The sequence below is a fragment of the Streptomyces cucumeris genome (assembly GCF_024295805.1).
GTDB classification, from domain to species: domain Bacteria; phylum Actinomycetota; class Actinomycetes; order Streptomycetales; family Streptomycetaceae; genus Streptomyces; species Streptomyces cucumeris.
The window spans coordinates 69,699-91,764 of the sequence record NZ_JANCLX010000025.1 but is presented as its reverse complement, the minus strand read 5'-3'; the positions used below and the strand labels follow the sequence as shown (position 1 = coordinate 91,764).

16 protein-coding genes and 4 pseudogenes are annotated in these 22,066 nt (G+C 66.4%); 7 read left to right on the top strand and 13 right to left on the bottom strand.

Features of this window, described 5'->3' with window-relative positions; translation table 11 throughout:
* Positions 1–452 precede the first annotated feature (452 nt).
* Complete coding sequence (locus NMK44_RS29615; RefSeq protein ID WP_254748804.1) at positions 453–1,895, top strand: RICIN domain-containing protein; 1,443 nt, start codon at positions 453–455, stop codon at positions 1,893–1,895.
* A 160-nt stretch (positions 1,896–2,055) separates the two neighbouring features.
* Positions 2,056–2,733, top strand: a complete 678-nt coding sequence (locus tag NMK44_RS29610) for an alpha/beta fold hydrolase (RefSeq protein WP_254748802.1) — start codon at positions 2,056–2,058, stop codon at positions 2,731–2,733.
* On the opposite strand, the pseudogene NMK44_RS29605 reads toward NMK44_RS29610, so the two are convergent.
* Positions 2,629–3,066, bottom strand: a pseudogene (locus NMK44_RS29605) (DUF4158 domain-containing protein); the annotation flags it as partial. The gene NMK44_RS29610 and the pseudogene NMK44_RS29605 overlap by 105 nt on opposite strands.
* Positions 3,067–3,253: 187 nt before the next feature.
* Between NMK44_RS29605 and NMK44_RS29600 the strand changes: the two are divergent.
* Positions 3,254–3,826 (top strand): dihydrofolate reductase family protein, encoded by a 573-nt coding sequence (locus NMK44_RS29600; protein WP_254748800.1) that lies wholly within the window; start codon positions 3,254–3,256, stop codon positions 3,824–3,826.
* A gap of 51 nt (positions 3,827–3,877) precedes the next feature.
* Entirely contained in the window at positions 3,878–4,090 is a 213-nt protein-coding gene (locus tag NMK44_RS29595; RefSeq protein WP_254748798.1) for a DUF4287 domain-containing protein, read from the top strand.
* A gap of 213 nt (positions 4,091–4,303) precedes the next feature.
* Here NMK44_RS29595 and NMK44_RS29590 read toward each other — a convergent pair whose 3' ends face one another.
* Both NMK44_RS29590 and NMK44_RS29585 read right to left on the bottom strand, forming a co-directional pair.
* Positions 4,304–5,530 (bottom strand): MFS transporter, encoded by a 1,227-nt coding sequence (locus tag NMK44_RS29590; RefSeq protein ID WP_254748877.1) that lies wholly within the window; start codon positions 5,528–5,530, stop codon positions 4,304–4,306.
* A gap of 469 nt (positions 5,531–5,999) precedes the next feature.
* On the bottom strand, positions 6,000–9,230 hold the full coding sequence (locus NMK44_RS29585) for a WD40 domain-containing protein (protein WP_254748796.1): 3,231 nt from the start codon (positions 9,228–9,230) through the stop codon (positions 6,000–6,002).
* Positions 9,231–9,827: 597 nt separating this feature from the next.
* Between NMK44_RS29585 and NMK44_RS29580 the strand changes: the two are divergent.
* Positions 9,828–10,426, top strand: a pseudogene (locus NMK44_RS29580) (YdcF family protein).
* 21 nt (positions 10,427–10,447) lie between these two features.
* Here NMK44_RS29580 and NMK44_RS29575 read toward each other — a convergent pair.
* Positions 10,448–10,919: pseudogene (locus NMK44_RS29575) on the bottom strand (IS5 family transposase); the annotation flags it as partial.
* Positions 10,920–11,001: 82 nt separating this feature from the next.
* Here NMK44_RS29575 and NMK44_RS42920 point away from each other — a divergent pair.
* Positions 11,002–12,080: pseudogene (locus tag NMK44_RS42920) on the top strand (IS630 family transposase).
* A 46-nt stretch (positions 12,081–12,126) separates the two neighbouring features.
* Here NMK44_RS42920 and NMK44_RS29560 read toward each other — a convergent pair.
* The 3 genes from NMK44_RS29560 to NMK44_RS29550 all read right to left on the bottom strand — a co-directional run bounded on the left by NMK44_RS29560 (position 12,127) and on the right by NMK44_RS29550 (position 14,670).
* A complete protein-coding gene (locus NMK44_RS29560) occupies positions 12,127–13,536 on the bottom strand; it encodes an IS701 family transposase (RefSeq protein ID WP_254748794.1) in 1,410 nt (469 codons plus the stop codon).
* A gap of 112 nt (positions 13,537–13,648) precedes the next feature.
* Positions 13,649–14,200 (bottom strand): transposase, encoded by a 552-nt coding sequence (locus tag NMK44_RS29555; RefSeq protein WP_254748873.1) that lies wholly within the window; start codon positions 14,198–14,200, stop codon positions 13,649–13,651.
* Complete coding sequence (locus NMK44_RS29550; protein WP_254748792.1) at positions 14,173–14,670, bottom strand: helix-turn-helix domain-containing protein; 498 nt, start codon at positions 14,668–14,670, stop codon at positions 14,173–14,175. Before NMK44_RS29550 ends, NMK44_RS29555 begins: the two co-directional genes overlap by 28 nt.
* Positions 14,671–14,867: 197 nt before the next feature.
* Here NMK44_RS29550 and NMK44_RS29545 point away from each other — a divergent pair, with 197 nt between their 5' ends.
* On the top strand, positions 14,868–15,032 hold the full coding sequence (locus NMK44_RS29545) for a hypothetical protein (protein ID WP_254748790.1): 165 nt from the start codon (positions 14,868–14,870) through the stop codon (positions 15,030–15,032).
* A gap of 18 nt (positions 15,033–15,050) precedes the next feature.
* Here NMK44_RS29545 and purL read toward each other — a convergent pair whose 3' ends face one another.
* The 6 genes from purL to NMK44_RS29515 all read right to left on the bottom strand — a co-directional run bounded on the left by purL (position 15,051) and on the right by NMK44_RS29515 (position 22,065).
* Positions 15,051–17,300: a phosphoribosylformylglycinamidine synthase subunit PurL gene (gene purL, locus NMK44_RS29540; RefSeq protein WP_254748788.1), complete on the bottom strand. Its 2,250-nt coding sequence runs from the start codon at positions 17,298–17,300 to the stop codon at positions 15,051–15,053.
* Positions 17,301–17,386: 86 nt separating this feature from the next.
* The gene (purQ, locus tag NMK44_RS29535; protein ID WP_254748787.1) at positions 17,387–18,067 is read right to left on the bottom strand and encodes a phosphoribosylformylglycinamidine synthase subunit PurQ; all 681 of its coding nucleotides are present in this window, start codon (positions 18,065–18,067) and stop codon (positions 17,387–17,389) included.
* On the bottom strand, positions 18,064–18,309 hold the full coding sequence (gene purS, locus NMK44_RS29530; RefSeq protein WP_254748785.1) for a phosphoribosylformylglycinamidine synthase subunit PurS: 246 nt from the start codon (positions 18,307–18,309) through the stop codon (positions 18,064–18,066). Before purS ends, purQ begins: the two co-directional genes overlap by 4 nt.
* Before the next feature lie 101 nt (positions 18,310–18,410).
* Entirely contained in the window at positions 18,411–19,439 is a 1,029-nt protein-coding gene (gene sbnB, locus NMK44_RS29525; protein WP_254748783.1) for a 2,3-diaminopropionate biosynthesis protein SbnB, read from the bottom strand.
* A 47-nt stretch (positions 19,440–19,486) separates the two neighbouring features.
* Complete coding sequence (locus NMK44_RS29520) at positions 19,487–20,755, bottom strand: MFS transporter (RefSeq protein WP_254748781.1); 1,269 nt, start codon at positions 20,753–20,755, stop codon at positions 19,487–19,489.
* A complete protein-coding gene (locus NMK44_RS29515) occupies positions 20,752–22,065 on the bottom strand; it encodes a preATP grasp domain-containing protein (RefSeq protein WP_254748872.1) in 1,314 nt (437 codons plus the stop codon). The genes NMK44_RS29520 and NMK44_RS29515 overlap by 4 nt, the downstream gene beginning before the upstream one ends.
* Between the last annotated feature and the right edge of the window lies 1 nt (position 22,066).

Sequence of the window (22,066 nt, the reverse complement as noted above, 5' to 3'; positions counted from 1 at the left end):
CACGTCGGTGGCGATGTTATCGCAAACATGTGTGGTGTGGCAGGTCATGTGGACAATCAGTCGAATGTCTCGAAGTGTGCTTGCCGTAGCCCTTGACGCCCCGTCACGGAAATCCCACACTCTCATCCAACCTGCGGTGTTCACGTAAACATGGAAGGGAGGAGCACAGTCGCCCGACACGGCAGGCCACTCCTCCTCGCCCGCGCCGCCGGAGGAGAGCACGCATGACCAGGTGTTGAGTGGCGGTGCCAGTGGCCGGTCCCGCACCGGCCCACCCATTTCCGATCCGCACGGTAGCCCCGCCCCCCGGTCCGTCGCGTTCGCGGCCGACCGGACCGGCCGGTCACAGCCTGACCCCCTGTCGAACGGTCTCGTCTGCATGGGCCCGTTCACCCATGACCGCGATGCGGGTTTCCCGCATGCGCGCACAAGGCAAGAAGAGGTATCCCCACATGGCTCGTAAATGGACGAGTGCGACAGCGTTGTTCGCCGCTTTGTCCGCACTGCTCCTCTCCCTGTTCGGCACCGTCGGTAGCGCCGAGGCGGTGCCGACCACCATCACCAACGCCACACAGTTCACCGACACCTCCGGTGCCGCAGTCCACGCCCACGGCGGTGGTGTCCTCAAAGTCGGCCGGTACTACTACTGGTTCGGCGAGAACCGCAACACGGACAACACCTTCCGCTACGTGTCCGCCTACCGTTCCACCGACCTCAGAAACTGGACCTTCCGCAAACACGTACTGACCCAGGCCACCGACCCCGAACTGCGGTCGGCCAACATCGAACGTCCCAAGGTCATCTTCAACAAGTCGACCGGCAAGTTCGTGATGTGGATGCACAAGGAAGGCGCCGCCGACTACGGAGAGGCCAGGGCGGCCGTCGCCGTCTCCGACACGGTGGACGGCAACTACTCCTGGCGGGGCAGTTTCCGGCCCTTCGGCCATATGTCGCGGGACATCACGGCGTTCGTCGATACCGATGGCACCGGCTACATGATCTCTGCCGCGAACGAGAACCGCGATCTGCACATCTACCGGCTGAACCCGGAGTACACCGCGGTGCAGAGCCACGTCAAGAAGCTCTGGGCGGGCGAGTCGCGGGAGGCGCCCGCGCTGTTCCAGCGCGACGGTGTGTACTTCCTGCTCACCTCAGGCGCCACTGGCTGGGCACCCAACCAGCAGAAGTACGCCACCGCCACCAGCATCACGGGTGACTGGAGCGGCCTGAAGAACATCGGCGACTCCACCACCTATCGCAGTCAGACCGCCTATGTGCTCCCGGTCGCCGGCACCAAGGACACCGGGTACCTCTACATGGGTGACCGCTGGGCGGGCGAGGGGAACAAGGTCAACGACTCCCGCTACATCTGGGCACCCCTGACCTTCCCCACCAGGACCTCCATGACCATGGAGTACTCACCGAAGCTCACCGTCGACACCGCGGCCGGGACGGTGCAGGGCATGGACGTGACCTGGGAGGCCATCGAGTCCCGCAAGAGCGGTAAGTGTGCAGACGTCGCGAACTTCAGGACGGACGAAACGGCAGACCTCATCCAGTGGGGTTGCGGCGACAACCTCAACCAGAACTTCTGGGTGAAGAAGCTCAGTTCGGGATACGTCCAGGTCATGGCGCGGCACAGTGGCAAGTGTCTCGATATCAACGGTGCGTCGAGTGCGGACGGTGCCCTGGCCGTCCAGAACACCTGTGACGGCCGGAGATCCCAGCAGTGGACGGTGAAGCCGACGGACAGCACGGAATATGTCCAGTTCATCGCCCGGCACAGTGGCAAGTGCCTGGACGTGGTGAACCAGGCGACCAGTGACGGTGCCGCCCTGGAGCAGTGGGCCTGCAACGGTGGCCACAACCAGCACTGGAAGCGCACCTCCGTCTGACGACACGTATGGCCACGGACGTGGTAGCGGCAGTTGGCGGTGGTCCCGGCACGACCGCCCTCGCCCCGGTCGGCGAGGGCGGCCGACCGGTGTGCCGCCGCGAGCAGTCGGCCCTCCGCTCCGGTCCCTCGTGGGGATCTGCTTGACCTACGATGGCGCGGTGAAGTTCGTGATGGTGCCGGGTGGCTGGCAAGGCGGATGGGTGTTCGACTCGGTGGCTGCCGAGCTGCACCGAGAGGGTCACCACGTTGAGGCGGTGACCCTGTCAGGATTGGAGTTGGACGGCCCAGTTGATACCGCCCGTCCGCCGAACCTCGACACCCATATTGATCAGGTAGCCGAGGTCATTGACCGTAGCGACGAGATGCCCCTCGCACTGTGCGGGCACAGCTACGGCGGAATGGTGATCGCTGGTGTCGCGGATCGGCTCGGCCACCGCCTCGATCACCTCGTCTTCATCGACGCCTACGTCCCGGACGACGGGGATTCGTGCTGGTCGTTGACCAGCGACAGCTTCCGGGAGTTGTTCATAGCCGGCGCCCGCGCCGACGGTCGATGGGTCGCGGTGCCTGATGGGCTCGACCCTCGCGCGCGACCGCACCCGATGGCAAGCTTTGTCCAGTCGATCAGGCTGAGAGGCAACCCCAGCCGCGCGCCCGGCCGAACGTTCATCAGCGGTGGCGCGTGGGCAGGTAGCCCGTTCGTGACGCTGACCGAACGGTTGCGCAAGGACTCAGGCTGGCGGGTTCACGAGATTCCTGTTGGCCACAACATCGCCCGCCGCGACCCGCATAGCCTCGCGGCCGTTCTCGGCGCTTTGCCGCCCGACTCCGTCTGACGCGTCGAGGTAGCGGTCATCCAGGGCACGGCGGCATTGAGGACCAGGCTGAACGAACCAACCTGGTCCTCCTGAACCGTCCCGGTGCGCCTGCATGTTCTGTCCGCGCTTGCCGCGTACAGCCGCTGCTCGGTGATCCCGCAGGAACGTACCGAACAAGCGGTGCTTGATGACCGACCATGGCACCGCGAGCGGGTCCTCCAGGAACAGCCCGACGTAGCGCACCGTGCACATCCGGAGCGCGAACCCAAGGCGGTTCTGATGTCCGTGTCGTTTGCCGATCAGGGCATGGTCGACGTCGTCGAGAGGGAAGAACCGCTCCAGCTCGGGCCTCCTTTTCTTTCAGTCCCCCCGTACGGCGTGGATCGTGGTGAAGGCCGGATGCGGCGACCGATGAGTTTCCCCAGGGTCGGCAGTCAGAGATCACGGTAGGTGTGCCGCGGCGGCGCGTTGTGCTCGAAGCGTGCACCAGCTGAAGAACTTCTTGTACCCAGACGCGAGATACAGAGGAATCCCAGAGATGCGTACCCTGATCAGCACTGCCTTCGTCTCCCTCGACGGCGTCGTGGAGTCCCCGGGCGGGGAGCCCGGCTACCGCAACTCCGGCTGGACCTTCAAGGACATCGAGTTCCTGCCCGAGGCGTTCGAGATCAAGGGCCGCGAGCAGCAGGAAGCCACCGCCATGCTCATGGGCCGGACCAGCTACGAGGCGTTCAGCCCGGTGTGGCCGGACATGGCGGACTTCGCCGACTACAAGGTGATGCCGAAGTACGTCGTCTCCACCACCCTCACCGACGACGACCTGGTGGCGAACTGGGGCGAGACCACGATCCTGCGCTCGCTCGACGACGTCGCCGCGCTGAAGGAGACCGAGGGCGGTCCGATCATCCTCCACGGCAGCGCCTCTCTGAACCAGGCCCTCTCGGACGCCGGTCTGATCGACCGCTACCACCTCCTCGTCTTCCCTCTCCTCCTGGGAGCGGGCAAGCGCCTGTTCAGCGCCACCGACAAGGACACACAGAAGCTGAAGCTCGTCGAGCACGAGGCGTACGCCAACGGTCTGCAGAAGAACGTCTTCGACGTTGTCCGCTGACCAGGCTCCCGCACCCGAAATACCCGCATCGCCAGAAGGGCAGAACCTGATATGACCGCCACGCCGAAAGGCCCTGCCAGCTACTTCCCCTCGATCGAGAAGAAGTACGGCCGCCCGATCTCGGAATGGAAGGATCTCATCCGCTCCTCACCGCTGACCAAGCACATGGAACTCGTCACCTGGCTGAAGACCGCACACGGCCTGGGGCACGGCCACGCCAACGCTCTGGTCGCCCATACCCTGGCCGAGGACACCGGTACATGAACAACCCCGGTGGGCACTCGTCGCACAGGGGCTTGGCGGTCACGGATGAGGCCAGAGCCGGATCGCGGCGACGGTGAGTGTCCCGTGAAAAGGTACGCCCGCTTCTCGTACCGGTTGGCCGCCGCTCGGGAAGTCACCCCACCGGGGGTGCCTGGGCGAGGGACGACGTGGCAAGCGTTGGACAGAAGTGCCTGTGGGCGTGTTTCAGCCCGTTCAGGATCGCTCCTTGCAGCCCGGACCGGCGAGGCGTTGGGCGAAGCGAGCCCCTATTGCCAGGACCATGAGAACCGCGGTGCAGCCGCCCAGGAGCATGACCGTGGACGGAGAGGTGCGGTCCAGGATGATTCCCCCCGCGAGTGCGGCGATGGAGAAGGTTGCCTGGAAGGAGGCGGTGAACAGGACCGATGCCGCTTCCGGGGCATGCGGTGCCGCCTTGGAGAACCAGGTCTGCGACGCGACTGGCACGGCGCCATACGCGATGCCCCATATGATCAGCAGTGTCACTGCGCCGGTCTCCCAGCGGCCCAAGGCTGGAAGCAGGAGGGTCACCGTGGCGATCAGTCCGGCGGCGACTCCGAAGACGGCCCGGGGGTACCGGGCCACCCAGGCGCCGCCCAGGAAGTTGCCGAGGATCCCGGCGGCACCGTAGAGCAGCAGGAATGTGGTGATCAGACCAGCACTGGCGTGGGTGACCTGTTCCAGGAACGGTGTCACGTAGGTGTAGGTGCCGAAGTGGGCCAGCACGACGAGGAACGTCAGCAGGAGTGCGAACCGGATGTTGACGCTGCGGAGCATGCCGCCCAGGACACCCAGCCGTGTGGCCTGGACCGGAGGAAGCGGCGGCACGAGCACGAGCAGCATGACCAGTATGCCGACCGTCAGCGCTCCCATGAGGATGAAGGCCGTTCGCCATCCGGCGAGATCTCCGATGAGGGTGCCGGTCGGCACACCGAGGACGGATCCCAGGGGGACGGCGGAGAAGATCACAGCTGTAGCTCTGCCGACCGAGGCCGGTGGCACCAGTCGCTCCGCCAACCCGGCACCGATCGACCAGAAGCCGCCGATCGTGATGCCGACCATGATCCGTGAAGTCAGCATGAGCCAGTAGTCGGGTGCCGCGGCGGCAAGGAAGTTCGCCAGTGCCAGCAAGAGCATGAAGACGCACAGCATCAGTCGGCGGTCGAAGCGTGCCGTGGCGGTGGTGACCAGTGGGGCGGCGATGGCCGCGAGGAGGCCGGGCATGGTCATCATCAGTCCAGCCCGCCCGTCCGAGATGGTGAAACTGGATCCGATCGAGGTCAGCAGACCGATCGGCAGGATCTCGGTGGTGACGATGGCGAAGATTCCCAGCATCACCGAGACCACAGCGGACCACCCCATCAGCGGGGATCGGGGGGATGGGAGCTGGCCGTCGACTGGAGCGGTGGTGGTCATCGGCATGGTGTTCCGTCCTGTGAAAGGCATGGTGTTTCGCGAGCAGTTCACAGGTTCGGTCGCGAGGTGGCTGGCAGGTATGCGACTGCGTCCTTGCTCTTCATGGGTGATGTCGCATATCCGCCGCCAGCCAACGCGATGAAGCCCTTGGTTCCAGCGTTGGTGTCGGACGGGCGGGTTGAGCACTCAGGCCACATGGGGCTGCACCATCGGTCGTGTCGGATGAGCTGTGGGAGCGGATCGGACCGCTTCTCCCGTGCGAGCAAGGGCGGTTCCGGTTGACGGGTATGGCCAATGAGTTGGTGACGGACGACGAGCACCTGTGGAGGGAGGCCGAGGAGTTCTGCACTGGGAGGTCGCCGGCCGCGCATCGTATGCCGGGGAGGCCGGTCGACCACCCTGGTGAAAGGGTCATCGCCCCCGATGCCTTACCGGAATGTCACCTTGCGCAGTGAGATCTCGCGCTTTGCGCGACCTAGCGGATACTGGCTGCTTTGAACTTCCAGACGTACCATCCGCCCTCACCACCGCCGATGATGCCGCAACCGGTGGCATCCGCGACCCACGCCAGAGATTCGAGGACCCGCTCGGTTCGCGTCATGGTGACCGGGGTGCCTTGGCGGTCCCAAATCCGCAAGGACAGGTCTGCGCCGGCCGTTGCCATGTAGAGGCCGTCGGGCGGGTACGAGACGGCGTTCACTGCGGCGGTATGGGCGCCGAAGGAATGGAGTTGGGTGTCGGCGGTTGTCCGGTCCCATACGATCACCCGGCCGTTCTCGAGACCTGCAGCGAGTTCGGCTCCGTCGGGCGAGTACGCAAGCGCGAGCACACGCTCGGGATGCTTATAGAGCCCTTTACGCCGGCCGGTGACCGGATCTAACAGATAGCCGAGGAAACCGAAACCGCCGACAGTGGCCAGTTCGCCCCCTCCGGGGGCGTACGCCAACACGTTACCGCCTACGCGGCGAAGCATGGACGCCCCAGAGGCCAGTTCCCAGAGCCGCACGCCGTCGCTGGCACCCGAAGCGAGTTGAGTCCCGTCCGGCGAGTACGCCAACGCTCGAATTTTCCGCCTGTGTCCGGAGAGAGTGTCGGTCACGTCGCCGGTCTGCTGATTCCGAATCCGGATGGCATGGTTTTCGGCACCACCGGTGGCGATATGGGCTCCGTCCGAGGACATAGCGACCGGAAACCTCCAGACGGCGTGCTCGGGAATGGTAACGCTACGCATCGTATAGTCGTGCCAACCATCGGAACCTGTCTCGACGATGACTACTCTTCTGTCAGAAAGGGCGATGGCGGCCCGGGTTCCGTCCCGCGAGAGGTCGAGGCTCCGCGCGGCTGCGAAGCGCAATTCGCTGGCGTCGGCGTAGGGATTCGAGACGCGCACCGCATTGTCTGCTCCCGCGCTGGCGAGGCGCATTCCGTCGAGGGAATAGGCCAGGGCCCTTACACGGCCAAGGTGGCGGCGCAACCCATGGACAGCGACACCCGTAGCAGTCTCCCAGAGTTGCACTGTCCCGTCAGCTCCCGCCGTGGCCAGTTGCGCACCGTCGGGCGAGCACGCCGCTGCCTCCAGCCTGCTGGAGTCGAGGCTGATCTCGTGCACCAGTTCGCCCGTGGCTCTGTGATGGATTTCTGCGAACGGATGTTCATAGGTCATGTTTCCGGCGACGACGTAATGCGAGTCGGAGATGGCCAGGAGACGGGTTTTGCAGGCGTTTCCGCGAGCTGCAACGAGAGTTGCTCCGGTGACGGGGTCCCAGGCCCTCATCGTTCCGTCGTCGGCCGCTGTGGCGAGCTTCCGGCCGTCGGGAGTGTAGGCCAGTACGCGAACTCTGCCGGTGTGCCCGCCGAGGACAGCGGTGATTTTGCCGGTGGCCGGGTTCCAGATCCGAACCTTGTCATCGTGGCCGACGGTGGCGAGTTGGGTCCCGTCCGGCGCATACGCGAGGTCACGGGTCTTGCCGGCGTGGCGGCGGGGCAGGGAGCGGACGGCGGTGTAAGTGGTCAGGTCCCAGAGCCTGACTCCGAAGGACCCTGCAGCGGCCAGCTGGGTTCCGTCGGGCGAGTAGGCCAGGGCTCGGATCCGGTTGAGGGAACCGAATCTGAGTTTGATGGCGTGAGCGGTGCTGCCTGATTCGAGGTCCCAGAGACGGATGAAGCCGTCGTCGCCCGCGCTGGCGAGCCGTGTGCCATTGGGTGAAAATGCCAGACAGAGCACCTGATCGGTGTGGCCCAGTAGGGTGCGTTCCATGGAGGGATCAGGCAGATCAGGCAAGTCGCCATCATCGATCAGGGCCGAAGCAGGGCGTTCTGCACGCCGCGCGATGATCTCGTCTTGCCAGGCGGCGATGGGGAATAGGCGCTCGTGAAGGATGCCGACGACAGCCTCTGGGGGGTCGGTCGGCGCCAAGAGGTGCGCGATTCGGCCGATAGCACGGCCTCGCTGAATCGATGACTCGGTGGCGACCCGGAGGCAGTCGTTCTGCGTCGCAGCAGGTCCCTGGTGCAGGAGGCGTGCTTCAATCCAGCGGATATCGCTGATGGTGGCTTCGGCTTCGGCGTTCCGCCCGGCCGCCAGAAGGTGATCGATGAGGTGATCGAGCAGGTATCCGTGCTCCGCCGCCCACCACGATCTGCTGGGAGCGGTTCGATCCGGGAGGAGCTGGCTTGCGGACGGCATGTGGCCGGCCACGGCATCGACGAGCGACTCGTGCAGCAGTGTGAGGTGCGCAGGCCCCAATTCTGCCCGGAGGTAGTCGCGAACGACGTCGTGCAGCGCCAGTGCTCCTGTCTCTCCGCGAACCGGGTTCACGAGGGACAGACTCGTGATCCTTCGCAGCAGGGCCTGCGATTCGGTGGTGCTCAGCCCGGCCTGTTTCCGCCACAGCGTTTCGACCAATGACACCGGGACAGCATCGTCGGCGGAGAAAACGCATAGTTCGGTCAATCGTTCCGCGCCGCGTTCCGGCAACAGCCGTACGGCAGCCTCGATAGTGGCCCGAACAGCCTTGGTCCGCTGTAACGGGTCGTTCAGATCCGCAGTGTCCCACGGATCGTCGACGGCAGTCGGACCGGCTTCGCTCAGCTGCTGCGATACGCGCGCTCCTGCCGCCGTGGTTGCCGCCACGCGAGCCGATTCTCCGCTGGCCAGGGTTGCCTCGGCGAATATCACTCGGTTGATGAGACGCAGTAGTAACGGCCAATGACCCGTGGCCTCTAGGAGGCTCTCGACGGTCTCGTGCGGCAACGGCGCGAGGTCCCTGGTCAGTACGCTGCGAGCCTCCGACGCGGACATTTCGTCAACCAAGATGCGCCGGGCGATGCCAGGAAGAACATCCCGCCGACGTGTGGTGACAAGCCGGATGCAATTCCTGCCGCCGATCAGGAACGGCCTGAGCTGCTCCGCGTCCCAGACATCGTCGAGCACGAGCAATATTCTTGGGCGTTTCTGCAGAAGGCGTCCCAGGTGTGCGCCGGCAAGCTCGGGGTCCTCAAACGCCTCGGCATTACCTGTGATGAAGCGTGTGACCTCACCTACCTTGCCCGCGATCGCCGCGCGCCCACGAACATCCCGTCCTATGGTGACCCGGTAGATCCGGTCGCGGAACCGTCGCCGCACCTTCCGGTTGGCGCACACGACATCTGCAAGTGTGGTCTTGCCGAACCCGCCCGCGCCTTCAAGGGCAGTGACGGTGGGCATGGCCCCATGAGGTCGACCACATAGGGCAGCGATGGCCTGCTGCGTCTGAACGCGATCAATCACCCAGTCCGGTACGCCCGCCGGGCCGGGAGCTGGAGGACCTTCCCCGGCGGCGGATATCTGGTTCGCGACAGCAGTGAGCAATACCGTGGCGCCGACACCTACGACGAGTAGCACAGCGACCGCGGGCCAGGCGTGCTCCCGCAACTGGTCAAGGACGCCCGGCCAACGGTCGTCCCCCGTCGCCGCGTTACTGGCCAATGCCAACAACGCAGTTGATACGACCACCGTGACGGTAAGGGCGAGCGCTGCCCCCCGTAGCCTCACCACAACCGTTCCTCCCCCACCCTGTGTTGGCAGACTACCCATCAGCGGCATCCGATTCACGGCCGCTCACGATGACCCGTCAGTGGTGGGATCGTGCCTGGTTGCTGGACATGCCACGCCCATAGACACGGCGAACTCCGACATCACCAAGGCCCGCCCCTCTCACGCGGAAGGTGCCAGCGCCGTACTGAGAACTCCTCACGGAATGCGTCGTCTGTAGCCTGGCTGGTTCCTTCGCGGGCTGATACCGAGGTGTCCTAGAGTCGCCGCATGCGGCGGAAGACGGCACTGGCGATAGTCGGAGTTGCAGCCCTGGCCTGGGGCGAGTGGTTGAACTGGCGCTGGTCTCGAGCCCTCGTGGGGAAGAGCGGGGGTACCTCCACGGCCGTGGTCGTGTGCGGGTACCGGAATCCCCAAGCGGCGGCGAACTTGATCAACCGATGGCGAGTCCGTGCTGGAATCCGCTCCATCGCCGCTGACGATGCGAATGGGACCTACGTGATCTTCAGCGGTGGTGCGACCAGCAGTGGTGCCACGGAGGCCCAGCTGATGGCTGACTACGCGAGGTCGGTACTTGAGTTCGATGGCACGGTGTTCCTCGAAGAGCAAAGCGCGACGACGTGGGAGAACATCACGAACGTGATCCCACTGCTTGAAGACTGGATCGCATCAAGATCGCCTCACAGCCAGCTCATGCGCTCAAGGCCCGTGCGTACTTGCGGCGGCAGCGCCCCGATCTTGCAAAGAGGCTGGTGCGCGCGGATGACTACCGCCCTGGCGAGTGGATGGTCGTCAAACCGCTGTTGGCTCTGTACGGACTTTGGACACTCCGCGGCCTCAAGGCAGAGGAGCGGAAGGTCTCGCTGTAGACAGCCGCTGTCCGCCTGGTCTCACGCGTGATGGTTCTTGAGCCGACGCCAGCAGATGATGCTGCATCCCAGGGCGAGGAGGGCTTCGTGGATGTCGTCGCGGATCTCCCAGCGGATCCGCAGGCGGCGGAACCAGTGCAGGCAGAGGGGCGAATGCGCGCTCCACGACCCAGCGTTGGGTACCCAGCCCGGAGCCGTGCGGGGTGCCGTGGCGGGCGATCAGCGGTTTGACGCCGAGATCCCAGATGAGACGGCGGTACTTGTCGTGGTCGTAGCCGCGGTCGGCCAGCAGCACGTCCGGGCGGCGTCGGGGTCGGCCGCGCTTGCCTCGCACCGGCGGCACAGCTTGCAGAAGCGGGATGAGTTGAGTGACGTCGTTGCGGTTACCGCCGGTCAGGGTGACGGCGAGTGGGATTCCGGTGGCGTCGGTGATCAGGTTGTGTTTGCTGCCCATCCTGCCCCGGTCGACGGGGCTTCGTCCGGTCTTGGAGCCCCCTTTACTGACTTCGGCTCGTCGGGGTGAACTTATATGAAGTCCCTGATGGGCTCGGGGTGGTGGCTGCATCCCGTGGTGTGTGAGGTATGCGGATGGGGGCGGGCTGACCGCTGCGGGACGGCGGCGCCGTGAGACGGTACGGATGCAGGCAGCCGAGTTGTTCGAGCAGAAGATCAAGCCGTCGGACGTGGCACGGCGCCTGCGGGTGAGCCCGAAGTCGGCCTACCAGTGGCACCAGCTGTAGAGGGACGGCGGTGTTCAGGCTCTGGCCTCCCGTGGCCAGAGCGGATCCCGATGCCGACTGTCCCCGCGCTGTCTGGAGAAACTGGCCGCGTACCTCGAGCAGGGCCCGGCCGCGCACGGCTGGGTGGAGGACCAGGTGTGGACCGCGGCGAGGGTGGCCACGCTGATCGGCCGGAAGTTCCACGTCTCCTACAGCGTCTCCGGGGCGACGAGACTGATGCACCGGATCGGCTTCAGCCCGCAGGTGCCCGCGCGGCGGGTCGCCGAGCGCGACGAGCAGGCCGTCACCGCGTGGAAGGAGGCGACCTGGGCGGAGGTAAAAGAGCCCGGGCGGCCTGCGGCGGCTACATCTGCTTCGAGGACGAGGCAGGCTTCACTCGCAGACCGCCCAAAGGACGTACCTGGGGCCGACGCGGAGTGACTCCGCAAGTGACAGTGAGCGGACGACGTTCGGGACGGCTGTCCGTGGCCGGGCTGATCGCGATGCGTCCGGGCTCCCGGACCCGGCTGTGCCATCGTCTGCGCACCCACCCCTCGGGCAAAGGCAAGCGTCGCAGCATGGGAGAGCGTGACTTCATCGCGCTGATCGACGGCGTCCACCAGCTCGTCAAGGCACCGATCGTGCTGGTGTGGGACCGCCTCAACACGCACGTCTCCCACGCCATGCGTGAGCTGATCGCCGAGCGTGCATGGCTGACCGTGTTCCTGCTGCCCGCCTACTCGCCCGACCTCAACCCCGTCGAGGGAGTATGGGCGCACGTCAAGCGCAGCCTGGCCAATCTCGCCGTGGTCGCCCTCGACCGGCTCGAAGCCCTCGTACGCAACCGGCTCAAACGACTTCAGTACCGGCCCGACACCCTCGACGGCTTCATAGCGGGCACCGGCCTGACCCTCGACGGTCCAGCGTCACCTTGACGAGCCGAAGTCAGTAACGGTAGTTCGTTAAGTCCGGCGGTAGAGGTCAATGCCGTGTCCGGTGGTGACCGCGTCGATCAGGGCCTGGAGCTCGGAGGGTGGGTCTGTGTCCGTCCAGGCTCGCCACCATCGGTTGAGGGTGATGGCGGGGGTGAGCCAGGAACGGATGGCCCGTAAGGCTCTGGGCCAGCAGGGCGGTTGGGGCTGGTGGGACGGAGCCGGTCCCCCTCTCTGGCCCCTCGTCGGGGCACGGGCCCGGCGCGGTGGCGTCCAGGGGGCCGGGTGGGGTGAACCACTGGTCCCAGCAGAAGGAGAAGGCGCAGTTGACCAGGGTCTGGTGGCGGCGGATGGCGCGGTCGGAGCGGACTTGGAAGTCGGCCCAGCCGAGTTCGTCCTTGATCTGCTTGTAGCTCTGCTCGATCCATGGCCGCAGGCCGTAGAGGCGGACGATTTCGGCGAGGTCGGCCGATGAGTGCGGGCTGGTGGCGGCGTGGGGTGCTTCGGGGTGGGGCAGGTTGGTGGCCAGGTACCAGGTGGCCTTCTCCGGCAGGCTGGCTGGGTCGGTGGTGGCCACGACCAGTCGGCAGGGTGAGTCGGGGCCGTAGCCGGCCAGGCGGGCGTCGGCGGTCCACCAGGTCTCGGTGTGCCCGTCGCGGAAGTGACGCTCCACGGGCGTCCAGTCGCCTGGACGCTTGGCATCGCGCCAGGTCAGGGCCTGGGCGGCTTCGATGGGGGTGTGCGGCTGGTCTGCCGGAGCCCAGGTGCCGCGGTGCGGCTTGAGGGGCACCACGTAGGCCAGGCCAGGCTCGCGCAGTGCGAGGTACCAGTCGTCGCTGACGGAGTAGGCGCAGTCGGCAACCACCGCCCGGCAGCCGAAGCCCGCCTCCTTCCCTCTGGCCGCGAGGGCGGCTGCCAGCTGCGGTTTCGTGCGGAAGGCCGGATCGGAACGGCCGCGGGTGAAGTGGTGGGCGGGGGTGTAGGGAGTCGCGTGCAGCGGGTAGTACACGCGGCCGTCGGTCCACACCGTGGTCATCGTGACGATGCCGTTGTCCGTTTTGTCGTACCGGCCCAGCCACTGCCGGCCCACATGCGCGGTGGCCGTGCCGTCCTTGCGGTCCCCGGAATCGTCGATCACGAAGACCCCGCCGTCATGCGGAGCCGTCGCCGACTGCTCACGCAGCAGCTCAAGCCGCCGGTCGTTGACCTGCTCAGCCTCCCAGGGAGACTCGGACAAGAAGAACTGCAGCCGCTGCACCCCCGGCATCCCCGCACCCGCCACCGGCTCCGCCCCTGCCAGACAGGTGATCGTCTTGTTCCGCTCCCGCGGCGCCAGCAACCCCGTCAGATACTCACGAAACCCCCGCCGCTGCGCCAGACTGAAGAAGTGGTCGTCGAACCGGGCCGCGTACTCCTCCAACGGCCCCGGCGCAGGCGGACACGGACGGCGAGCGGTCATCTTCAGCCCCCAGAAGGGTAGTTGGCCCCTTGCACCGGCCTACGACCAACCCGACCTGACGTCAACCCACACCACCGCCGGATTTAACGAACTACCGGTAGTGCTGGGTTCCTCAAAAGCGGTACACATATCGGCGTCGTAGGTGGCGGGTGGGCGGGGCTGGTCGACCCCAGATCCATGGTCTGGCACGGGTGTTGAGCTGCCGGGTGGCCAGGGCCGTGGCCTGGGTGATGTCGTCGGGGTTGGCGAAGGACCGCCCGGTCAGGGCGGTCTTGCGGAAGATCCGCCACCAACCCTCCTGCAGGTTCAGCCAGCACGCGCCGACGGGGATGAACGCGTGCCGGATCCGGGGATGATCCTCCAGCCATTCCCGGGTGGCTTTGCTGTTGTGGGAGGAGAGGTTGTCGGTGACGATCCAGATCTCGCCGGTGGGGTTGGCGTCCTCGACCTGTTGCAGGAACTGCTGGTAGAAGACGCTGTTGCGGGAGGACGCGGTCATCGTGATCTCCTGGCCGTCGCGTACGCGCAAGCCACCGTAGACCCAGGTCTTCTCCGGTCCGCGGCTGTAGTCGATCTCGGACTTGATCCGGTGCCCGTCTGGCGACCAGCCCGGTGAGGGTGCGAAGGCACGGGGGATCACCGGCCCGAGCTCGTCGGCGCAGATGACCGTCGCACCGTCCGGCGGGTGGGTGTAGAGGCCGATGATCCGTGTTCTTTTGGGGCGAACTCCGGATCTCTGGAGCGGGCCCAGGAGCGGGTGCGGCGCCAGCGGACGCCTTCGGCCAGCAGGATTCTGCGCACCTGGGACCGGCCGACCTCAATGCCCTCGGCCTGGGCGGTCGCGGCCAGCGCGTCCAGTGTCCACTCCGCCGGCCCCGACTCGTCGGCCGCCCACAGATCGCCGTAAGGCTGCATCTCCAGCCTCCCGGGCGGGGTCATCTTGACCAGCGCGATGATCCGGGACCGCTGGGCTTCGGTGATCCGCCGCTTGCGGCCCTGGCCACCCAGATCCTCCAATCCGTCCAGGCCGGCCCGGTTGAAGCGGTGCAACCAGCGGCGCACCGTCTTCTGGCTGCAGCTCAGCTCGTCCGCGATCGCTGGCACCCGCTGCCCGGCCCAGCTCAGCTCGATCATCCGGGCCCTCCAGGTCGCGAAGCCCAGGTCGGACCACTTCCGGATGACGTCAACATCGACCCCGATCGCAGTTACGACAACGCCAAGACCCGGACCGTGCTCGACGAGCTCAGCTTCACCGGCAAATTCACTCGCAGGGGCGTTCCGCCCCAATCCACTCCGGCAAGCGCTGGGTGGTGGAGCTCATGCACAGATAGATGAAGGGCTTCGACAAGCTGCGGCGGTGCACTGAGAAGGACGGCAACGCCGTTGACTTCTGCCGCTACCTCGCCGCAGCCATTGCCATGCTCCGCACGCCCACCCGCTGTTCAATCCCGCAGTACAGCCGGGAGAAACGCTCCACCACCCGACGCCTCAAGTAACGCCTACTGCCGGTCGGTCTAAACGAACAGGCCGGGGATCGTGGCCTCGTGGGCGGCGCGCAGTTCCCCCAGAGAGACGCTGAACTCGCCCTGCACCTCCACCACGTCCCCGTCGACCACACCGATGCGGGTGGCCGGGAGGTCCCGGGCGCCGCACATGTCGGTGAAGCGGAGCTCCTCGCTGGGCGGGACGGCGACGACCGCACGTCCTGCCGACTCGCTGAACAGGAACGTGAAGGCGTCGAGGCCGTCGGGGACGACCAGGCGGGCGCCGTTCCCGCCGCGCAGGCTGGACTCGGTAACGGCCTGGACCAGTCCGCCGTCGGATAGGTCGTGTGCCGCTTCGATCATGCCGTCACGGGAGGCGGAGGTGAGGATCTCGCCGAGCAGCCGCTCCCGGCCCAGGTCGACCTGGGGCGGCATGCCACCGAGGTGGTCGTGGATCACCTGCGACCAGGCGGACCCGCCGAACTCCTCCTTGGTGTCACCCAGGAGGTAGAGGAGCCGGCCCTCTTCCGCGAAGGCGATCGGGGTGCGGCGGTTGAAGTCGTCGATCACGCCGAGCACGGCCACGACCGGTGTCGGGTGGATCCCCGTCTCGCCGGTCTGGTTGTAGAGCGACACATTGCCGCCGGTCACCGGTGTGCCGAGCCTCTGGCAGGCGTCGGCGAGACCGCGGGTGGCCTCGGCGAACTGCCACATGACCGCAGGATCCTCGGGAGAGCCGAAGTTCAGGCAGTCCGAGATCGCCAGCGGCCTCGCGCCCGAGGCGGCGACATTGCGGTATGCCTCGGCCAGCGCCAGCTGGGCGCCCGTGTACGGGTCGAGCTTCGTGTACCGGCCGTTGCCGTCTGTCGCGACCGCGACCCCGAGGTTGGTGTTCGGGTCGATCCGGACCATGCCGGAGTCCTCCGGCTGGGCGAGCACTGTGTTGCCCTGCACGAAGCGGTCGTACTGGTCCGTGATCCACGCCTTGGAGGCCTGGTTCGGGGAGCCGACCAGCTTGAGGACCTGTTCTTTGAGCTCGGCGCCGGTCTGCGGCCGGGGGAGCTTGTCGGCGTCGTCCGCTTGGAGTGTGTCCTGCCACTCGGGGCGGGCGTAGGGGCGCTCGTAGACCGGACCCTCGTGGGCGACGGTGCGCGGCGGGACGTCGACGATCTGCTCGCCGTGCCAGTAGATCTCCAGCCGCTCGCCGTCGGTGACCTCACCGATCACGGTGGCGATGACGTCCCACTTCTCGCAGATCTCCAGGAAGCGGTCGACCTTGCCGGGCTCGACGATCGCGCACATGCGCTCCTGCGACTCGCTCATGAGGATCTCCTCGGGGGAGAGCGTCGCGTCGCGCAGCGGCACGGTGTCCAACTCGACCCGCATCCCGCCGGAGCCGGCCGAGGCCAGCTCGGACGTGGCGCAGGAGAGTCCCGCCGCGCCGAGGTCCTGGATGCCGTCGAGCAGCTTCTCCTTGAAGATCTCCAGGGTGCACTCGATGAGGAGCTTTTCCTGGAAGGGGTCGCCGACCTGGACCGCGGGGCGCTTGGCGGGCTTGGTGTCGTCGAAGGTCTCGGACGCGAGGATCGACGCGCCGCCGATGCCGTCGCCGCCGGTGCGGGCGCCGTAGAGGATGACCTTGTTGCCCGTGCCGGACGCCTTGGCCAAGTGGATGTCCTCGTGCTTCATCACACCCACGCACAACGCGTTGACCAGCGGGTTGCCCTGGTAGCAGGGGTCGAAGACGACCTCGCCGCCGATATTGGGCAGACCCAGGCAGTTGCCGTAGCCGCCGATGCCCGCGACCACACCGGGCAGCACCCGCTTGGTGTCGGGGTGGTCGGCGGCGCCGAAGCGCAGCGGATCCATGACGGCGACCGGGCGGGCGCCCATGGCGAGGATGTCGCGGACGATGCCGCCGACGCCGGTGGCCGCGCCCTGGTAGGGCTCGATGTACGAGGGGTGGTTGTGCGACTCGACCTTGAAGGTGACCGCGTAGCCTTGGCCGACGTCGACCACACCCGCGTTCTCGCCGATGCCGACGAGCAGCGCGTCGTTCTCCGGGGCCTTCTCGCCGAACTGCTTCAGATGGACCTTGCTGCTCTTGTACGAGCAGTGCTCGGACCACATGACGGAGTACATGGCGAGCTCGGCGCCGGTGGGACGGCGGCCGAGGATGGCGCGGATGCGCTCGTACTCGTCCTGCTTGAGGCCGAGCTCGGCCCAGGGCTGCTCGACGTCAGGGGTGTCGGTGGCGTACTTGACGGTGTCGAGGCTCACGCTCGGTCGCTCCTTCGCGCGTTGGTTCAGGTATCGCGAGCTGGGGCGCTCAGTTGCTTCCTTGGCTGTTTCGGTGTCGGGGCTCATCAGGCGTTGGCCAGCTTCTTCAGGATCGAGGTGAAGAATGCGAGGCCGTCGGTGCGACCGGTGCCGATTAGCGGCTCGACGGCGTGCTCGGGGTGCGGCATCAGGCCGACGACGTTTCCGGCGGTGTTGGTGATGCCGGCGATGTCGCGGAGCGAGCCGTTGGGGTTGCCGTCCAGGTAGCGGAAGGCGATCCGGCCCTCAGCTTCGAGTTCGTCGAGGACCCGCTCGTTGGCGACGTACCGGCCGTCGATGCTTTTCAGCGGGACGGAGATCTCCTGGCCCGGCTCGTAGTCCGTGGTCCAGGCGGTGTCCGCGTTCTCGACGCGCAGCTTCTGGTCGCGGCAGATGAAGTGCAGATGGTTGTTCCGCAGCATCGCACCGGGCAGCAGGTGTGTCTCGGTGAGCACCTGGAAGCCATTGCAGATGCCGAGGACCGGCATTCCGGCCTTCGCCTGCTCGATGACCGACTCCATCACTGGAGAGAAGCGGGAGATCGCTCCGGCCCGCAGATAGTCGCCGTAGGAGAAGCCGCCGGGAAGGACGACCGCGTCGACCTGCTTGAGGCCCTTGTCGTGGTGCCACAGCGGGATCGGCTCGGCGCCTGCGATGCGGACGGCGCGCAGTGTGTCTCGGTCGTCGAGCGTTCCGGGGAACGTGATGACTCCGATGCGAGAGGTCACGACTCCACCTTTACGACGAAGTCCTCTATGACGGTGTTGGCGAGAAGCATTTCGGCGATCTCATGGATCCGGGCGAGGGCGGCGTCGTCGACCGGCCCCTCCACCTCGAGCTCGAAACGCTTTCCCTGACGGACATCCGCGATCCCCTCGAAGCCTAGGCGCGGTAGTGCACGCTGCACCGCCTGGCCCTGGGGGTCGAGGATCTCCGGCTTGAGCATGACATCGATCACGACGCGTGCCACAGGCAACTCGCTTTCCTTCTGTGTGTGAACAGTCCGTTCAGACGTCCTGCGTCGCTCCGTGGCACGCCGGGTGCAGCGGGCTGGGAGCCTGGGATGATGGATTATGCGTAGCGATTCAGGTCGTGGAAAAAGCCCGGTATCGGAGTGGTGAGGCCCTGTGCTCGTGCCTCTCGGTAGACGGAGATGCCCACCGCAAGATCGAGGACACCGAGTCCGAACGGGGAAAAGATCAGCGGTCGGTCCGTAGGGACCTCGGCCTTGCTACTCATGATCTCGCTCAGCGTTCCGTTGATGAACTCCGCGTGGCCCGCGAGTTTGTGCGCGAGGTGCGGCGAGGTGTTGGCCTTGAGACAGTGCTCCGCGTCGTCGACGACGTTGGCGGAGGAGAGGATGATCTCCGGGGACAGGTCCCGCAGGGAGATGTGCAAGACAACAGGGTTGTGGCTCAACCAGTCGAGCTCCGTGACGTGTGGCTCGCCTGCCGTTGTGGCGAAGACGACCAGGTTCGAGGACCGGACTGCGGCTTCGGCCCCCGTGATGACGATCTCCGCCTGTTCACCCGAGCCTGTGAGGTAGTTGCGGAAGGCTTGCGCGTACTCGTCGTTGTGGTCGTGGACATGGACCGTGGCAAATTCCCATCCCGTGTCGCGCAGATAGGTGTGGATGTACCGCGCGATCAGTCCGGTGCCGAAGAAGGTCACCGACCTGGGGCGCGTCCGGTTGGAGTGAAGTTCGGCGGCTGCCAGCGCGGCCGAGGCGGCGGTGCGGGTTGCGCTGATGATCGAGCTCTCCAGACAGGCGAATGGGTAACCCGTCTGCTGGTCGTTCAGGATGAGGACTGCGGACGCCCTCGGTATTCCGGAAGCGATGTTTTGGGGGAAGCTGGATATCCACTTGATGCCGTCCACGCCGAAGCTGCCGCCGAGCGAGGCCGGCAGAGCGATGATCCGCGATTCCGGGCGCTCGGGGAAGCGTAGGAAGGAACTGGGCGGATTGATGCTCTGCCGGTCACCGTGGGCGAGGTAGGCCTGACGGACGGCCTCCACCGTGCGGGCCGGGTCCTCTTCGAGGATCCGCCCGATGACATCACCGCTGATGACGCTGAACTGAGGTGAGTCGGGCATGTACATACTCCGATGGCCGCTGCTGGTGGGGGTGTGGAAGGTGCTCGGCGAGGTCAAGGTGTCGGTTCGTGCCGGAATCGGCGCACGGCGGGCACGAGGAGGAGCAGCGGGCCGGTCATCACGATGACGCAGGCGGCTGCCAGCAGGGTGGTCCCCGTACCGGCGAGTGCGGACACAGGCCCCACGACTGCCAGCCCCACAGGCACCATCGCGAAGGAGCCGAGAGTCTCGTAGGACATGACACGGGCGAGAGCCTCCTCGGGGACATGCCGCTGCAGTGTCGTTTCCAGCAGGACGTCGTACACGTCGATGCAGACTCCCGCCAGGAAGCTCGCGATCGCCACGGCGGCCAGGGATCGCGTTGCGCCCAGCAAGAACAGCGGCAGCGGGAAACCCATGGTCAGCAGGGCGGTCACCCGAAGCGGAAACCGTGGCCGCAGCCGGATGGCGAGGACGCTGCCGACGACGAACCCGAGCGCCTGAGCCGTGGAGACCGTTGCCCAGGCGGATGCCCCGCCCATTTCCCGTTGGGCGACGACTGGCCCGAGGACGAAGAACGGGCCTGCGAGCAGTACGTTCACCAGCCCGAGCTGGACCACGGACGGCCAGACCCAGCGGCGTGAGATGAACTCCCGCCATCCAGTCCGCAGTAGATGAAGGAAGGAGGGGCCGGCGGCCGAGGGCCTGTACCCACTCCGGCCGCGCAGCGGGATGGAAGCCACTAGGAAGGCCGATACCAGGAAGGTTGCCGCGTTCACCGCGAGGGTCTGCCCGGGACCGATCCCGGCCACGAGGACGCCTGCGAGCGCGGTGCCGGCGATGGTCGCGGTCCGGATGGACGAGCGCAGCAGTGCGTTGGCCGTCTGGAGGCTGTCCGTTCCGACGAGACTCGGCATGAGGGAACGCGCGGCCGGGTCGAACATTGCCGCCGCCGCGCCGCTGACCATGGACAGCAGGGCCAGGCTGAGGGTGGTGGCGCTGCCCGCCATGACCAGGGCAGCGATCGCCGTCTGGGTGCACCCGGCAGTCACGTCGGAGAGGACCATGACTCGACGCCGTTCCCAGTGATCGGCGACGACACCACCGACCAGCAGGAAGAGGATCTGAACGAAAGCTCGGGCCATGAGCACGACACCGAGGTCGGTCGCGCTCCCGCCAGGCATCGTCAACGCGGCGAAGGCGAGCGCGACAGGTGCCATGGAACTGCCGAGTAGCGCGATGGTCCTGGCCAGGAAGAAACGGAGCACAGCACGGTTCCGCAGGACCACGAGCGCGGACGGCCGGGTTTCGGATGCGGAGAGTGCCTCGTGGGTCTTCGTCACGACGCCTCCGTGAAACGGGCGTCCATCGCCGCGGCCAGGTCCCTGGCCTCGTCCAGGGACTTGCCCACCGCGCAGTACTCGAAGCTGCCACCCGGCGTGATGCCCATGGTGACGATCACGCCGCGTTTGTTGCTCGGGTCGAAGGCGAGGCCGCTTGTGCGGAGTTGGTCCACCAGCGCATTGAATGACAGATCGGTCCCTCTGGCCTTGGCTATCAGGCTGTGGGCTCTCTGGCCCGGGCCGAGGACGCGGTCGGTCAAGCGGTGCACATGACTCGATCCGCCGTGCCGGGCGTTGATCTCGTTTGCGAGGATCTCGCCGGACGGAGTCACGATGGCGTCCACGCTCATCAGACCCCGGTAACCAAGCCGACGCGCAAGATTGCCCAGCCGCATGCCCTGTTCGACGAAGTCCGCGTACGCGGGCGCGTCCGTCATGTGGTTCGTCACAAGCACACCGTTGTTGATCGGATTCATCAGCATCTCGCCGTGTCCGAAGAGCGCGACCCCCTCCTCCTGGACGTTCAGCTCCAGATAGATGGGCAGGCAGTCCGGGAGGTACGTCTCGACGATGACGGGGTGCCTGCCGTTGTGTGCGTACGCCCCCCATTCCCGCGTGAAGTGCTCCATGACGTCACGGGGGTGCTTCAGCTGTATGGTCCCCAGCGCGCCGATGTGTTCTGTGGCCGGGCCGAGGGTCAGTACCAAATTGCCGTGCCCGCCGATCTGGAAGTCCTGCTTGACGATGATGCTGTGCCCCGACGCGAGGACCTCAGCGGCGTACCCCGCCGCCTTCTCGGGCGTGTATGCCACGACACCGTCCGGAACGGGAACACCGTTGCCGCGCGCGAGCGCCCGGAACGTCGCCTTGCTGTTGAGGAGGCGGCTGCCGCCTTCGGCGAAGTATGCGAACCCGGGTGTCCCCGTGTGCACTCCGGCCGCCCGTGCCAGACCGACAGCCACGTCGTCGAAATAGTACGGGGCGAGTATGCGGACCTGGGCCCTGTCTGCGGCCTCTGACACCGCTTTCAGGAACGCGGTGTCGTCGAGACAGGCCGCCGACACCGTGCCGTACCCCGGCGGGCCAGCGGGTGGGACCAGGATGGTCAGCGAGTCGGGATCGACGCCGAGCAGATCAGTGACATACCGCAGATATGCCACCTCCGGGGCGATGGGGAGGACGAAGACGTCTCCGTCCTCCGCCGCCCACAGGATGCGCTGGCCGCACACACCCGCCGCGTGGTATGCGGCGGGGGGATAGGTCAGGGTGCCGCCGAATGCCTCGGCAGCTATCAGGTTTCCGACGTGCATC

Coding starts and splice junctions, on each gene's coding strand:
- sbnB (WP_254748783.1), bottom strand. CDS start 19,439: ATGTACATGCCCGACTCACCTCAGTTCAGCGTCATCAGCGGTGATGTC.
- NMK44_RS29595 (WP_254748798.1), top strand. CDS start 3,878: ATGACCGCCACGCCGAAAGGCCCTGCCAGCTACTTCCCCTCGATCGAG.
- NMK44_RS29545 (WP_254748790.1), top strand. CDS start 14,868: ATGAAGGGCTTCGACAAGCTGCGGCGGTGCACTGAGAAGGACGGCAAC.
- NMK44_RS29600 (WP_254748800.1), top strand. CDS start 3,254: ATGCGTACCCTGATCAGCACTGCCTTCGTCTCCCTCGACGGCGTCGTG.
- NMK44_RS29550 (WP_254748792.1), bottom strand. CDS start 14,670: ATGATCGAGCTGAGCTGGGCCGGGCAGCGGGTGCCAGCGATCGCGGAC.
- NMK44_RS29590 (WP_254748877.1), bottom strand. CDS start 5,530: ATGCCGATGACCACCACCGCTCCAGTCGACGGCCAGCTCCCATCCCCC.
- NMK44_RS29560 (WP_254748794.1), bottom strand. CDS start 13,536: ATGACCGCTCGCCGTCCGTGTCCGCCTGCGCCGGGGCCGTTGGAGGAG.
- NMK44_RS29585 (WP_254748796.1), bottom strand. CDS start 9,230: ATGCCCACCGTCACTGCCCTTGAAGGCGCGGGCGGGTTCGGCAAGACC.
- NMK44_RS29515 (WP_254748872.1), bottom strand. CDS start 22,065: ATGCACGTCGGAAACCTGATAGCTGCCGAGGCATTCGGCGGCACCCTG.
- NMK44_RS29615 (WP_254748804.1), top strand. CDS start 453: ATGGCTCGTAAATGGACGAGTGCGACAGCGTTGTTCGCCGCTTTGTCC.